Source organism: Thermosynechococcus sp. QS41 (assembly GCF_031583515.1).
Classification (GTDB): Bacteria; Cyanobacteriota; Cyanobacteriia; order Thermosynechococcales; family Thermosynechococcaceae; genus Thermosynechococcus.
This window is the reverse complement of the sequence record NZ_CP134181.1, coordinates 375671-389035: the sequence shown is the minus strand read 5'-3', so window position 1 is coordinate 389035 and position 13365 is coordinate 375671. Positions and strand designations below refer to the sequence as shown.

The 13365-nt window shown below is 52.3% G+C and carries 11 protein-coding genes; 7 read left to right on the top strand and 4 right to left on the bottom strand.

Annotation, left to right across the window (positions count from 1 at the left end; translation table 11 throughout):
• Positions 1–45: 45 nt before the first annotated feature.
• The gene (locus RHJ80_RS01800) at positions 46–963 is read left to right on the top strand and encodes an ABC transporter substrate-binding protein (protein WP_310801349.1); all 918 of its coding nucleotides are present in this window, start codon (positions 46–48) and stop codon (positions 961–963) included.
• A gap of 154 nt (positions 964–1117) precedes the next feature.
• Here RHJ80_RS01800 and RHJ80_RS01795 read toward each other — a convergent pair whose 3' ends face one another.
• On the bottom strand, positions 1118–1480 hold the full coding sequence (locus tag RHJ80_RS01795) for a hypothetical protein (protein ID WP_302677141.1): 363 nt from the start codon (positions 1478–1480) through the stop codon (positions 1118–1120).
• Between the two features lie 118 nt (positions 1481–1598).
• Positions 1599–3092: a pitrilysin family protein gene (locus tag RHJ80_RS01790; protein WP_225901617.1), complete on the bottom strand. Its 1494-nt coding sequence runs from the start codon at positions 3090–3092 to the stop codon at positions 1599–1601.
• Between the two features lie 316 nt (positions 3093–3408).
• On the opposite strand from RHJ80_RS01790, the gene RHJ80_RS01785 reads away from it, so the two are divergent.
• Positions 3409–5937 (top strand): EAL domain-containing protein, encoded by a 2529-nt coding sequence (locus RHJ80_RS01785; protein ID WP_302678694.1) that lies wholly within the window; start codon positions 3409–3411, stop codon positions 5935–5937.
• Here RHJ80_RS01785 and RHJ80_RS01780 read toward each other — a convergent pair.
• A complete protein-coding gene (locus tag RHJ80_RS01780) occupies positions 5890–7308 on the bottom strand; it encodes a sugar transferase (RefSeq protein ID WP_399384584.1) in 1419 nt (472 codons plus the stop codon). The genes RHJ80_RS01785 and RHJ80_RS01780 overlap by 48 nt on opposite strands.
• Positions 7309–7450: 142 nt before the next feature.
• Between RHJ80_RS01780 and RHJ80_RS01775 the strand changes: the two genes are divergently transcribed.
• The 3 genes from RHJ80_RS01775 to dxs all read left to right on the top strand — a co-directional run bounded on the left by RHJ80_RS01775 (position 7451) and on the right by dxs (position 10640).
• Positions 7451–7966, top strand: coding sequence for a cofactor assembly of complex C subunit B (locus RHJ80_RS01775; RefSeq protein WP_310801347.1), 516 nt, complete (start codon positions 7451–7453; stop codon positions 7964–7966).
• A gap of 77 nt (positions 7967–8043) precedes the next feature.
• Complete coding sequence (locus tag RHJ80_RS01770) at positions 8044–8622, top strand: hypothetical protein (RefSeq protein ID WP_310801346.1); 579 nt, start codon at positions 8044–8046, stop codon at positions 8620–8622.
• A gap of 104 nt (positions 8623–8726) precedes the next feature.
• Positions 8727–10640: a 1-deoxy-D-xylulose-5-phosphate synthase gene (gene dxs / locus RHJ80_RS01765; RefSeq protein ID WP_310801345.1), complete on the top strand. Its 1914-nt coding sequence runs from the start codon at positions 8727–8729 to the stop codon at positions 10638–10640.
• On the opposite strand, the gene RHJ80_RS01760 is transcribed toward dxs, so the two are convergent.
• Positions 10637–11731, bottom strand: coding sequence for a beta-ketoacyl-ACP synthase (locus RHJ80_RS01760; RefSeq protein WP_206200808.1), 1095 nt, complete (start codon positions 11729–11731; stop codon positions 10637–10639). The two genes, dxs and RHJ80_RS01760, sit on opposite strands and share 4 nt — an antisense overlap.
• A gap of 31 nt (positions 11732–11762) precedes the next feature.
• On the opposite strand from RHJ80_RS01760, the gene cutA reads away from it, so the two are divergent.
• Together cutA and RHJ80_RS01750 are read left to right on the top strand one after the other, a co-directional pair.
• Positions 11763–12140 carry a divalent-cation tolerance protein CutA gene (gene cutA / locus RHJ80_RS01755; RefSeq protein WP_315863339.1) on the top strand — a complete coding sequence of 126 codons (378 nt, stop codon included), beginning with the start codon at positions 11763–11765 and terminating at the stop codon, positions 12138–12140.
• A gap of 2 nt (positions 12141–12142) precedes the next feature.
• Entirely contained in the window at positions 12143–13309 is a 1167-nt protein-coding gene (locus tag RHJ80_RS01750) for a DarT ssDNA thymidine ADP-ribosyltransferase family protein (protein WP_310437931.1), read from the top strand.
• The last annotated feature ends 56 nt before the right edge of the window (positions 13310–13365 follow it).

The window sequence follows — 13365 nt, the reverse complement described above, 5'->3', positions numbered from 1 at the left end:
TTGATAACTCTAAATTCAAGATCAACCTGATATGAGGAGAGCGCTATGGGACTGCACCGTCGTACGTTTTTGCGCCGTGTGGCACAGGGGATGGGGGCGATCGCGATCGCCACAGGGAGTAAAACCCTACTCACGGCCTGTGCCGGCAATGTCGATTCGACCTCTAGAACGTCAACTACAGGCACTGTCTCCAGCAAAGGTCTCCTCAATCCCGGTACATTGGCTTGGGGGGCTGAGGCGATTAGTGGTGCTCCCTACGTTTTTTACGACCCAGTTGATCCCAGTAAGTTGATTGGCTTTGAGGTGGAAATTGCCGACGCGATCGCCCAACTGATGGGGGTCAATGCCGTATTCATTGCCACTGCCTACGATCAACTGTCCGCTGCCCTTGCCGCCAATCGCTTTGACATGATTCTTAACGGTTGGGAGATCACCACCGATCGCGATCGCACCCAGCTCTTTTCCCAGCCCTACTATCGCTATGGCCAACAGATCGTTGTCCGAGCCAATGACCCCCGTTTTGAGCAATACACTGCCACGAGTGAAGTCACACTGGCCAATCTGGCTGGCATGACTGTCGGCACTGGCATTGGCTACAAAGCCCAAGAAATTCTTGAAAGGGACAAAAACATTAAAACCCGTGCCTACGATGGCAACCTGCCCTTTGATGATCTCGCCCAAGGGCGGATTGATGCCGTGATGCTAGACTATCCGATTGTTGCGTACTACGTTCTTGGCGCCGGTCCGGGGGGCACAGTGAACAATAGCCTGCGCCCAATTGGTGTCCCGACCTTTTTGAATAACTATGTGATTGCCTTTAATAAGAACAACCCCAAAGGAGAAACCCTCAAAACAGAAGTTGATCAAGCCATCGACATCCTCAAGAAGGACGGCACATTACGCCGCATCTACGAAAAATGGAAAATGTGGAATGATCAACAGACCCAAATTGGGATTGTGTGACATCCTCCCGACGCTGACCCTACGGTTCTCAACCTCACTTCTCGATTGTGGGGCGAGGGATGACTAAATAAAATTGTGAGGATGGTATTAGGGAGCAGGGCAAGCAGGTTAATCCAGCGGCTCATACTTGGATCCTACTCCCTTGTATCCAGTATTAACCCAGTTGATTGAGGGGAGGCTGGCCACGCATTTGCCGTAGGGCATTTAGACACAGGGGACAATCACAGCCAAATAGCGCGATCGCGGTATTACTTTCTTCCTCAGTAAACTCTAGTACAGGAGGGGGCAGCGAGCCATTATCACGGCTAGCTTGCAGTTTCGTTTCCTGAGCGCCTAGGCGAGTACAGACCAGTTGAAACTTCTGGTGGGGATTGGTGACACACTCACTGCTTTCTGGAGGTGGCACGGGAATGGGGGTACTGAGTTGGGCATGGGCAGGTGCAATCAATGGGACCAAGCTCAGGACGGATGCCAAAAAGGTAGGGCTGACTAAAAGAGCGAGACGCAAAGCTGACATAGGGTTTCCTCACAACTTGTTACTTGATTTCGGAAAAGGTCTGTATCGCTAGTCTAACGATGATTGCTTGATTTGGCGCAGCCGCGCAATATTCTGAATGCGAAAGCTCATCTTGCTCTTAGGATTGAGATTGTCGTTGCTGGCAATTTGTCGTAGGGCAGGGGATGCGATCGCCCACAATCAGGGTACGCCACTGTTCTGGTTTTAGGCGGGTTTGTGCCACCCGTTGCAGATCTGCTGCCGTTGCGGCTTTAACGGCTCGCTGATAGCGGAAGATAAAATCCTTGGGCAAATCGTAGTATTCGTAGCGCAGGAGACGATTGAGAATTTGCAGGCGATCGCGAAAATTAAAGACAAAGGAGTTGAGAATACTGTCTTTGGCGTAGTTCAGTTCTGCGGCACTAACGGGTTCCTGTTGCAGTCGCTGGATTTCCTGCCGTAGGGCGCTGAGAAACTTGGCTGTAGTCTGGGTTTGGGTTTGTCCCACCCCATAGAAGACCCCTGGATAGTCAAATTCGGGACTCCAAGCGGCATAAACACTATAGGCCAAGCCTTGGCGCGATCGCACTTCATTGAAAAGACGCCCGCCAAAGCCATTGAGAACCCCATTGAGAACATAGAGGTTAAACACGTCCGGATCTTTGAGCGTCCCCCCCAATTGCCCCGTGTAGATGTAGCTTTGGGAGAGATGGGGGCGATTAATCACCACCGTTGTTGGCGACGTATCAACTGTTACCCTAGGTAAGGGGGGCAAAGGAGGTAAGTTCGGTGGATCTTGCCATGAGCCAAAAATTGCTTCAAGGCGATCGCCCATTTGTGAGGCATCAAAGTCGCCCACCAAGCCCAAAATACAGCGGGAGGGAGCGAGGTACCTGCGGTAAAACTGCTGCACATCCGCCGGTGTGATCTTGGCAAGGGTTTCTAACTCTTGGGTGCGGGCATAGGGACTCTCCGCACCGTAGATCAGCTTGTAAAATTCCCGTTCTGCTTGGGCATTGGGTTGATCATCGCGGCGTTGAATGATCCCCTGTCGGCGCCGAATCGCCAGTTCAAATCGCTCTGGTTCTACTGCTGGCGCTTGGAGCATCTCCGCTAGTTGGCTTAGAACCGCTTCACTGTGTTCCTTGAGGCTGTTGAAATTAATCCGCCCTAAACTTTTGCCGACACCCGATTCAATGGCTGCTGCTCGATCCTCAAGCCATTGGTCAATTTCAGCGGCACGATGAACTTGGGTGCCACCCGTGCGAATCAGGTCGCCACTGACTTCTGCCAAACCCACCTGAGCCGGCGGATCCCAACGACTACCTGCCCGAAAGATTAAGGTGCCTCGCACCAAGGGCCACTCGTGATCCTCTAGGAGATAGACCACCATCCCATTGGCCAACTGACGGCGTTCATAGGCCGGCACTTGAATTTCCGGTAAGGGGGGAAATGTCAGCTCAGTGTAGTGCTTGGGGGTCATGGCTGCTGCCAAAGAGGGTGGGATCAACCATAGCAGGAGAGCCGCTACGAGTCCAAGGCAAAGCGATCGCCCCACTGGACGGCGTCTTTGGAGCCAGACAGCCATCGAGAGAAAAAGAATAAAAATAATCCGATAGGATGAAGCCAACATATAACGGTTTTCCAAATTATGGGATATGTGAGGGGGATATCATCCTCTCCCAGAGCAGCTTTCACAGTTTTAAGTGTGTTCCATCGATGTGAAAAAGACTGCCACCCATGAAAATCACATTACACTGTTAAGAAATGCTTAACTTATTCTAAGTATTGTCAGGATAAAGACTGCACTGCAACCCAGTAAATTTTCTGTAAACAGGATAAAATCTCACGTCCTAGAATAGCAAGTGAGTCTCTTCATCAATACCGGTTTGATTGAGGAGTTTCTAGTGAAAACCGTTTCCTCATGACAATTTGCCGAGGCCATTGATGTGAAGTCTGATCCGCCGAAGAAGTGGCGCCATCTCCTCGTTATTGAGGATCAGGAGGGTCGGCGTACCATTCCCTTGGAAGCCAGTACCTATACAATTGGGCGACATCCTAGCAATACGATTGTTCTTAAGTCGCCAATGGTTTCCCGTCAGCACGCTGTTTTGCTACGGGTTTTGGATCCCAGCAGTGGTAATTTTTTCTTTCGCCTCATTGATGGCGATTTACAAGGGAAGCGCAGTGTCAATGGTCTGACGGTCAATGGCAAGCCCTGTCAATCCCACATTCTTCAGCATAAGGATTTGATCGTCTTTGGCGGTGATGTGCGCGCCCGCTACCACGCGATCGCCAATATTTCTGACTCCGGGTTCAATCGCTACACCCGCGCCCTCGAAGCATCAAGTATCTCAGATCAAGACGTGGCCTCTTGGGGGGGTGCCTTCGTCAGCAGTGAAATGTCTGAGGTGACCGAAATCCAACTGCTGCGGTTGTCCTCCTTTCCAGAGTTAAGTCCCTATCCGATCATTGAACTGGCTCCCAATGGCCAAATTACCTATCTCAACCCAGCGGCCATTCAGGAATTTCCCGATCTTGGGGAACCAGATGTGCAGCATCCGCTGCTATCGCGCCTCAAAAGCTGGTCGTTGCAGGAAAAGCGATTTTCTGTTGAAGAAATCAACGTTGGCGATCGCACCTACGAAGTGACAATCCATCTGCTGCGGGAGAGCCAATTAATTCGCTGCTACATTACCGATATTACTGAACGCAAACGTTCTGAACTCGCCCTGCGCATTAGTGAAGAACGCTATGCTCTGGCGGCTGAGGGCGCCAATGATGGCCTTTGGGATTGGCAGATTAGCGATCGCTCGATGTATTATTCTCCCCGCTGGGAACTGCTGGTTGGCGAAACCCCCGGTACCCTACAACCCACCATCGAGGAATGGTGGCGGCGTGTCCACCCCGATGACCTAGAGCGGCTACGCCAGAGCATGAAGGAGCATCTTCTCGGTACCCGTCCCCATTTTGAGTGTGAGTTTCGGATTAAACACGCCGATGGCAGTTACCGTTGGATGCGATCGCGGGGCAAAGCCCTGCGCAATGAAGAGGGACAGCCCTATCGCATGGCCGGTTCGATGACCGATGTCACAGAGTACCACTTGATTCAGGAGCAAATTCTCCACGATGCCCTCCACGATGCCATGACGGGGCTACCCAACCGGGTGCTCTTTATGGATCGGCTGACGCAAGCCATTACCCGTCGCGTGCGGCGCCCCAACTCCCTCTTTGCGGTGCTGTTTTTAGATGTGGATCGCTTTAAGGTGATCAACGATAGCTTGGGGCACTTAGCTGGGGATCAACTCCTGATTGGCATTGGCCAGCGACTGACGGCCTGTACCCGCGCTGAGGACACGATCGCCCGCCTTGGGGGTGATGAATTTGCCATTCTCTTGGAGGAGTTAACGACTCCCGCCCAAGCGATCGAAGTGGCAGAACGAGTGCTAGTGGCTCTGAGCCGTCCTTTTCTCCTTGAGGGGCATGAAGTCTTTACCAGTGCCAGTATTGGCATTGCCTTCCCCAGCGAGGAAAGCAAAACGGCTGAGGACTTGTTGCGGGATGCGGATACCGCCATGTACCGCGCGAAATCCTTGGGCAAAGCTCGCTATGAAGTCTTTAGCATGACGATGCGTGCCCAGAGCATTGCCCTGATGCAAATGGAAACTGATCTGCGACGGGCGGCAGAGCGCGATGAATTTTTGGTGTACTATCAACCGATTGTTGATCTATCAACGCTCAATATTGTCGGCTTTGAAACGCTGCTGCGCTGGCAACATCCCGAACGGGGAATCGTCTCCCCCGGTGAATTCATGACTGTCGCCGAAGAAACGGGTCTGATCCTACCCATTAGTTGGTGGGTGATGGCAGAAGCCTGTCGGCAAATGCAACGCTGGTCAAAGGTGTTTCCCCGCAGTCGCAGTTTAAGCATTAGTGTCAACCTCAGCGGTCGTCATTTCCAGCAAGCGGATCTGCTGCTCAACTTAAGATCAATTTTGTCAGAAACAGAATTTCCCGCTGAGCGACTGCGCCTTGAGGTGACCGAGGGCATCTTGATTGACAACAAGGAGGTGGCGATCGCCACCCTTGAGGAAATTCGCGCCATGGGCATTGGCCTGTATATGGATGATTTTGGCACGGGCTATTCTTCCCTGAGTTATTTGCACCGTTTTCCCATTGATACACTAAAAATTGATCGCACGTTTATTTCCGCCCTCAATAGTGAGGAATCTTCGGCGACAATTGTGCACACGATTCTCATGCTGGCGCATTCTTTGCGACTAAAGGTGGTGGCGGAGGGCATCGAAACCCGTCAACAATATCGTGTGCTCCAAGCCCTCGGCTGTAACTATGGCCAAGGTTATTTCTTTGCCCGCCCCCTCTCAGCTCAACAGGTGGAACAGTTATTTGCCAGCCAATTGTTGCCGCACCTAATACGCCCCACTACCAAAGAGCACAATGTGCACGGTCTCCACTAGAATTTCCAAATCCAGATTCAAAGACCAGTTATCGATGTAGTAAAGGTCAAGGCGGGCGGCTTCATCAAAATTGCCAATTTGAGAGCGGCCAGAAATTTGCCACAGCCCGGTAATCCCCGGCATCACCTGATGGCGAATATGGTGCCAAGAATGAAAACGGGCAACATCCCGCAGGGGTAGCGGACGCGGCCCCACTAAGCTCATATCTCCCCAAAGGACATTAAACAGTTGCGGCAGTTCATCAATGCTGGTCTTGCGCAGGAAACTGCCGAGGCGCGTGCGGCGAGGGTCGTTTTTTACCTTGAAGAGAATGCCATCGGCGGATTCATTTTGCGCCTCCAACTGCGCTTGGAGTTGCGGGGCATCGGCACGCATGGTGCGAAATTTCCACATCTGAAAGACTTGGCCGTGGAGTCCTACCCGCTCTTGGCGGAAAAAGACAGGCCCTGGGGAGGTGAGTTTGATGGCGATCGCCACCACAATAAAGAGGGGTGCCAGCACCACGATGCCAAAGAGTGCCAAAATCACGTCCAAATAGCGCTTCAGCCGATATTCCCAACCATTGAGATACGTCATATCTACCCGCAGGGTGGGCAAAGCCGCCACAATTTCCGGAGTGCCGCGGCGGTAGAGCATTTCCAAGCTGGAGGGGATCAACCGTAGGGCAATGCCATGTTGGCGTAGTTGCCAATAGAGGGCTGAAGCGAGATGGGCTGGGGGGAGGCCTTCTACAATCACCTCTTGGGCTTGACAGTTGAGAATCTCGGTCACGGTTTCGGGTTCATTGGCCATGGTGGCGATCGCCCTGCCGACAATCTTATAGTTCGAGCGTTGCTCTAGTAGGCGGCTGAGATGCTCCTGTCGCTCCGGGGGCGCCACCAGAAAAGCGCGAATCGGTTGCTGTAGGGTGCAAATTTTGAACGCCAGACTCACGGCTAAGCGCAAGATCACGGCGAAAACCACACTGAGACCCCAAGCACTAAAAAACAGCGAGCGGGGTAAATCTACGGTGGGGTCATAGAAGTAGGCGATCGCCAGCGCCAACAAATAGCCCAAGCTCAGTACCTTGGCAAGGCGCAGATAATTTTTCCAATGGCCGCGCGGGTGATACAGCCCACTCACAGCAATTAAAAACAATAGACCAGTGGCAAAGAGCCAAAAGACACTGGGCAATCCCAGCCAGTACCACGCTGCTAAATCAGGGGGCAACGGCGCATAAAAGCGATTGAGTTGTAAGCCCAACTTCCAAGCCAACACCAACCCCACGAGGTCACTGGTCAATAGCAGCAGGGCAAAGGCCGTTTCTGAGCGTAACCACATCCGACGGCAGCGGGGTGCCCGAATATCGCGGGGAGACGTGTGAGACCGCATCATGGAGCAGCAAAATCACTATCGCTAGGGTTTAGTATTCCGCAGAACCCCAAGGGGCGATCGCCCTGCAATATCTCTTTGCAGACCACAACAAATCCTCGACAATGAGGGTAGCAAGCCCATCCGTTCAGACCCCCTCAACATGTCCAGCGATTTAATTTATCCTTCCACTCTCTTGCTCACCAGCCTCTTGGCCGTCGGATTTGTGTTTTTTATTCGTGCCTCCACCAAAGAACGCATTGAAACCAAAGAATGGCTCATTGCCCAGCCCATTGCCAAACTGGCTCCCCGCCTCAAGCAGTATTTCCAGCAGCGGGGCTACCGCCTGCATACCGTCAGTGCTGATGGCAGTGAAGTGACGTTTCAGGGAAATGTTGCTGCTAGTCCCTTTTTGGCCGCATTGCTTTTTGGCCTTGCCGTCTCCGGTGCCACAGCGATCGCCCTTGTGTTGACCGTCCTCTTTCCCGATCGCGGTATTTTGGCCTTTGGTCTCATTGGTCTAACCCCCATTGCCCCTTGGTTCTATTGGCGAGGTGCCCAGCGGCTCGAAACCGTCAAACTCTCTTTGCAACCCCATGCGATCGGTACCCAAGTCACCCTAGAGGGACACCGCGATGAACTAATGACTTTCGAGGACACGGTGTTGGGAGCTTTGTAGGCTGCCTTCTTGGCTGAGGTGCATAACGAAAAAAAGATCACAGGATAATCTTTTGACGACCTGTGAGGGACTTCGCGATGGCCTACTCGCAAACCACCACCACCACTGATGAGCGTACCTTTGGTCAGCTCCTGCTTGAACTCGACATCCACCTCAGTCCCGAAGAAGTGGATCGTTTAGAGAAAAACTTTCGGGTGTATCTCGCCTGTGAAGGCTACCCCCTCACTAAAGTTCCCCACTGCGCTGTCGAGCGTCAGGTAGATAGTCATGGTCGCTTGATGGCTGAAACGGTCAAGCCCAGTTCCCTAGAGACCAACGCTGCCTTTGAGCGGGCTTGTCAATGTGCTCAGATGTCCCTGAGTCACCTCAGTGCGATGACCGAACGCTTCCTAGGGGATCTCCAAGACTTGGCCACAAGCCACGGTTACCCCAAACGGTTGGGAACTGACCTTGCGCGGGGAATTCTCGCCAACTACTGGCAACAGTGGGGTCGGGAGCGATTTTACCAATGGGTGATTTGGTTGGTGGAAAATTACACCAATGAATCCACGGAAGAAATTCGTGAATTGAGCGAACTCTATGAAACAGCGTTAGAAATTTATGATCAACTGTTTCGGGATTATTGCGGCTTTTCACCGCGTCTAGGGGCGAAATAATGCCCAACTTCGGTGGGGGACTTTGCTAGAATCAGTCAACAGATAGTTTTTCTGTGGTCAGCGGTAGGCTATCGCTCCTAGGTATCTTGCGAGGTCGGGTTTCTATGCACTTAAGTGAACTCACCCATCCCAACCAGTTGCATGGGTTGTCCATTGCCCAATTGAGTCAAATTGCCGCCCAAATCCGCGACAAACATTTGGAAACGGTGGCGGCCACGGGAGGACACCTTGGACCAGGCTTGGGGGTTGTCGAACTCACCCTCGCACTCTACCAAACCCTTGACTTAGATAAAGATCGCGTGATTTGGGATGTGGGGCACCAAGCCTACCCCCACAAAATGTTGACGGGTCGCTACAACAACTTCCATACCCTACGGCAAAAGGGAGGAATTGCTGGCTATCTCAACCTCCGCGAAAGTCCCTTTGATCACTTTGGCGCTGGTCATGCCTCCACGAGTATTTCGGCAGCTTTGGGGATAGCGATCGCCCGCGATCTCAAGGGAGAGAAGTTCAAAGTCGTGGCCATTATTGGTGATGGTGCCCTAACTGGGGGGATGGCGCTAGAAGCGATTAACCACGCCGGCCACTTGCCCCACACCAACCTGATGGTGGTGCTGAACGACAATGAGATGTCCATTTCCCCCAATGTGGGCGCGATTCCCCGCTATCTGAATAAAATCCGCCTCTCGCCGCAGGTGCAATTTATTACTGATAACCTCGAAGAGCAGTTCAAACATATCCCCTTCTTTGGTGAAAACCTAACCCCGGAGATGCAGCGCATCAAGGAGGGCATGAAACGCCTTGCGGTTCCTAAGGTGGGCGCCGTCTTTGAGGAACTGGGCTTTACTTACGTTGGTCCGGTGGATGGCCACAATTTGGAAGAACTCATTACCACATTCCAACATGCCCATACGATTCCCGGTCCTGTCTTGGTTCATGTGGCAACGGTTAAGGGCAAAGGCTACGCGATCGCCGAGAAAGACCAAGTGGGCTACCATGCGCAAAACCCCTTTGATCTCGTCACTGGTAAGGCCAAACCCTCCAGCAAACCCAAGCCCCCCAGCTACTCCAAAGTCTTTGGCGAAACCCTGACTAAACTCGCAGAAAACGATCCGCGCATTGTTGGCATTACAGCGGCGATGGCCACGGGTACAGGGCTAGATATCCTCCAAAAACGGGTGCCCAACCAATACATTGATGTCGGGATTGCCGAGCAGCACGCCGTAACAATGGCCGCCGGCATGGCCACCCAAGGCATGCGCCCCGTAGCGGCGATTTACTCCACCTTCTTGCAGCGCGCCTACGACCAAATTGTTCACGATGTCTGCATCCAAAAGCTACCCGTCTTCTTCTGCATGGATCGGGCGGGGATTGTCGGTGCTGATGGCCCGACCCACCAAGGGATGTACGACATTGCCTATTTGCGCTGCCTACCCAATATGGTGCTGATGGCACCCAAGGATGAAGCGGAATTGCAACGCATGATTGTAACGGGCATCAACTACACCGATGGCCCGATCGCCCTACGCTATCCCCGGGGCAATGGCTATGGTGTCGCCCTCATGGAGGAAGGCTGGGAACCCCTCGAAATCGGCAAAGGGGAACTCCTGCGCCCCGGTGAAGATATTCTCTTGGTGGCCTACGGCTCAATGGTCTATCCGGCGATGCAAGTGGCAGAAATCCTCAAGGAACACGGCATGAGTGCCGCAGTGATCAATGCCCGCTTTGCCAAACCGCTAGATACTGAGTTGATTCTGCCTTTGGCGAAACAAATTGGCCGCGTGGTCACCTTAGAAGAAGGCTGCCTGATGGGGGGCTTTGGCTCGGCGGTACTCGAGGCACTCCAAGAGGCGGATATTCTGCTGCCTGTGTTGCGTTTGGGGGTACCGGATATCTTGGTTGAGCACGCTAGTCCTGAGGAATCAAAAGCTGACTTAGGACTCACACCCCCACAAATGGCTAAAACGATCATGCAAAAGTTTGGGGTTGCTCAACCAAGGGTGGTCACTGCCTCCTAGGGATGCGCTAGAACAATCACGGCATTCTGACCACCAAAGCCGTAGCTACAGCAGAGAATGTGGCCTAAAGGGGCAGTGCGGCTGTGTTGGACAATGTCGAGGTCAAAGTCGGGAGTCTCACAGCCAACACAGGGGGGAATCTCCTGTGCCCGTAATGACAGACAGGAAAGAGCGATCGCGATCGCGCCAGCAGCACCTAGGGTATGCCCAAGGGCACCTTTGTGACTGGTGACCGCAACCCCTTGACCAAAAAGGGTTTGAATCCAAGTGGCTTCAGCGGCATCGTTACGCCGTGTGCCCGTACCGTGACTATGGATACAGTCGATCTGGTGCGGTGTTAGCCCCGCCTGAGCCAAGGCCTTTTGAATGGCTAGGAGAGCACCGGTTTGCTGGACACTGGGGGCAGCCATATGCTCGGCATCGGCACTGAGACCTACCCCAGCAATTCGCGCATAGGGTGTAACAGCCCGCGATCGCGCCCGTGCCTCGGATTCTAGGACGACAATGGCACCACCGGCTGCTAAGCCAAATCCCTGCCGCTGGCGATCAAAGGGAGCCGCCCGCGCCTGAGCCAACACCCCTAACTGGCGGAACCCGGCCAAGGTTAAGGGCGAGACGGCGGACTCGACCCCTCCCGCCAACACCAGATCACAATAACCCTGCTCAATCAACAGTGCCCCTTGGGCGATCGCCCACAGTCCCGTCGCGCAGGCCGCTGTGGGGTTGAGAACTATCCCTTGGGTGCCGGCAATTTGTGCCACTTGCTGGGATACAGTGGCGGGTAAGGTTTGTAACCATGTTTGTCGCGAAAGAGAAGGCTGCCGTAACCATGTTTCCCACTGTGCTTGAAAGCCACGGCTTGACCCGACCACTACCCCAGCACTGTCTAGAGGAGGGGTTAATTTTGCATCGTTGAGCGCTTGAGTCGTTGTCGTTGCAATAATTTTCTCGACTGGCAAGGTCGTTGCTCCCACCAGTCCGTCAGGCGTGGCGATGAGTGCCGTTTTCCCCTGACAGTAGCGCTGCCACGTGGCGATCGCGCTCTCCCCCAGAGCTGTCCACAGCCCAATACCGGTAATAACAACATTCACTGCACGATTTTATTCAAGATTTGTTCAGGATATGATCGACATCATCAAGCGTGACGTGAGGACAGCGGGCTTGGAAACGGCAACAGAGTACTGTGTGGTGATGGTTACCACTGCTACGGAAACTGAAGCACTCTCTTTAGCCAATCAACTCGTGGCTGAGCACCTCGCTGCCTGTGTGCAAATTCTGCCTATTCAATCAATATACCGCTGGCAAGGAACCGTACATCGCGATCCCGAATGGCAACTGCTCATTAAAACCCGCACTGCCCTGTTTGAGCAAGTGCGCGATCGCCTGCTGGCATTACACAGTTATGAAGTTCCAGAAATCATTGCCCTACCCATTATTGCCGGTTCTCCTGCTTACTTGAGTTGGGTCAAAGAACAAACTCAAAAAATCTCTAGAGGTTAAGAATGCCTGAACCCAAGATCAAAAGCTTATATTACATTACCCATGTGAACAACCTCTCCTCTATATTCCAACACAGAATTCTTGCACATGAGCAAGTCGTAGAACGCGGTCTTTCCCCGACACCTATCTATAACGCAGACATCGTTGTGCGTCGGCAACACCGCCTCGCACCAAATGGTCAGAGTCTATGGCAATATGCCAACCTCTATTTTCAACCCCGAAATCCCATGCTTTATAAAGTATTAAGTGAAATCAATAAAAACAATGTTGTCATTTTAGGAATTAAACCCCGTGTCCTAGATATCAAAGGAACCTTCATTGCTTTAGGGAATGCAGCCCACTCCGTTACTGAAATCCGCGATGCTAAAACTGGACTACAAATCATCCATCGCGATTATTGGAGCATTCTCAATAATGACTGGTGGAAAACTGAAGATGGTACAAAGCGAAAAATTATGGCGGAATGCTTGGTTCCAAAAGTGGTTCCCCCCACTGAGATTCATTCTATCTATGTTGCAAGTCAGGAGATGGCAGAGCGCCTTCGACAACAGTTCAGTTCTGTTGAAGTCATAGTTGAACCCCACATGTTTTTCCAACCCCGACGACGTGCTGCAATTACGAGTCATCTATCTTGGGTGGATGGAGATATGTTCTTCTCCCAAATGCAAACCTTAACAATCAGTGTCAATACCGTCGGTGTAATGGGTAAGGGATTAGCCTCACGGGCAAAATATCAATTTCCGGATATGTACGTCGTCTATCAAGATGTCTGCAAGAAAAAGCAACTTACAATGGGGAAACCATATTTGTATAAACGTGAAGCTTCTCTAGACAGCGATCTAGCGGATGAACCTTTGAGCTTACCCAACTTGAATGCCAATAAATGGTTTTTACTCTTTCCGACTAAAACTCACTGGAAACAATCGTCTGACATTACAGGAATTGAGCGAGGTTTGCAATGGTTAGTGGATAGCTATCAAGCAGAAGGCATTCAATCTCTTGCTGTTCCCGCCCTTGGCTGTGGCTTGGGGGGTCTAGACTGGCGGGAAATAGGACCACTGATGTGTCGTTATCTTTCACAAATACAGATTCAAGTGGCTATTTACTTGCCCCAAGAACAAGAGGTACCAGCAGAGTTTTTAACTAGGGATTTTTTACTAGCCGCCTAAGGTGGCCGTTTTTTCCCCAACTGCCTAGCACGGTCTAGACATGCCCCCATCGCAAA

Bases quoted from the DNA above. Each gene is read 5' to 3' on its own strand.
- RHJ80_RS01775 (WP_310801347.1), top strand. From the start codon at position 7,451: ATGTCCAGCGATTTAATTTATCCTTCCACTCTCTTGCTCACCAGCCTC.
- RHJ80_RS01790 (WP_225901617.1), bottom strand. From the start codon at position 3,092: ATGTTGGCTTCATCCTATCGGATTATTTTTATTCTTTTTCTCTCGATG.
- RHJ80_RS01780 (WP_399384584.1), bottom strand. From the start codon at position 7,308: ATGCGGTCTCACACGTCTCCCCGCGATATTCGGGCACCCCGCTGCCGT.
- RHJ80_RS01770 (WP_310801346.1), top strand. From the start codon at position 8,044: ATGGCCTACTCGCAAACCACCACCACCACTGATGAGCGTACCTTTGGT.
- RHJ80_RS01800 (WP_310801349.1), top strand. From the start codon at position 46: ATGGGACTGCACCGTCGTACGTTTTTGCGCCGTGTGGCACAGGGGATG.
- dxs (WP_310801345.1), top strand. From the start codon at position 8,727: ATGCACTTAAGTGAACTCACCCATCCCAACCAGTTGCATGGGTTGTCC.
- RHJ80_RS01795 (WP_302677141.1), bottom strand. From the start codon at position 1,480: ATGTCAGCTTTGCGTCTCGCTCTTTTAGTCAGCCCTACCTTTTTGGCA.
- RHJ80_RS01750 (WP_310437931.1), top strand. From the start codon at position 12,143: ATGCCTGAACCCAAGATCAAAAGCTTATATTACATTACCCATGTGAAC.
- cutA (WP_315863339.1), top strand. From the start codon at position 11,763: ATGATCGACATCATCAAGCGTGACGTGAGGACAGCGGGCTTGGAAACG.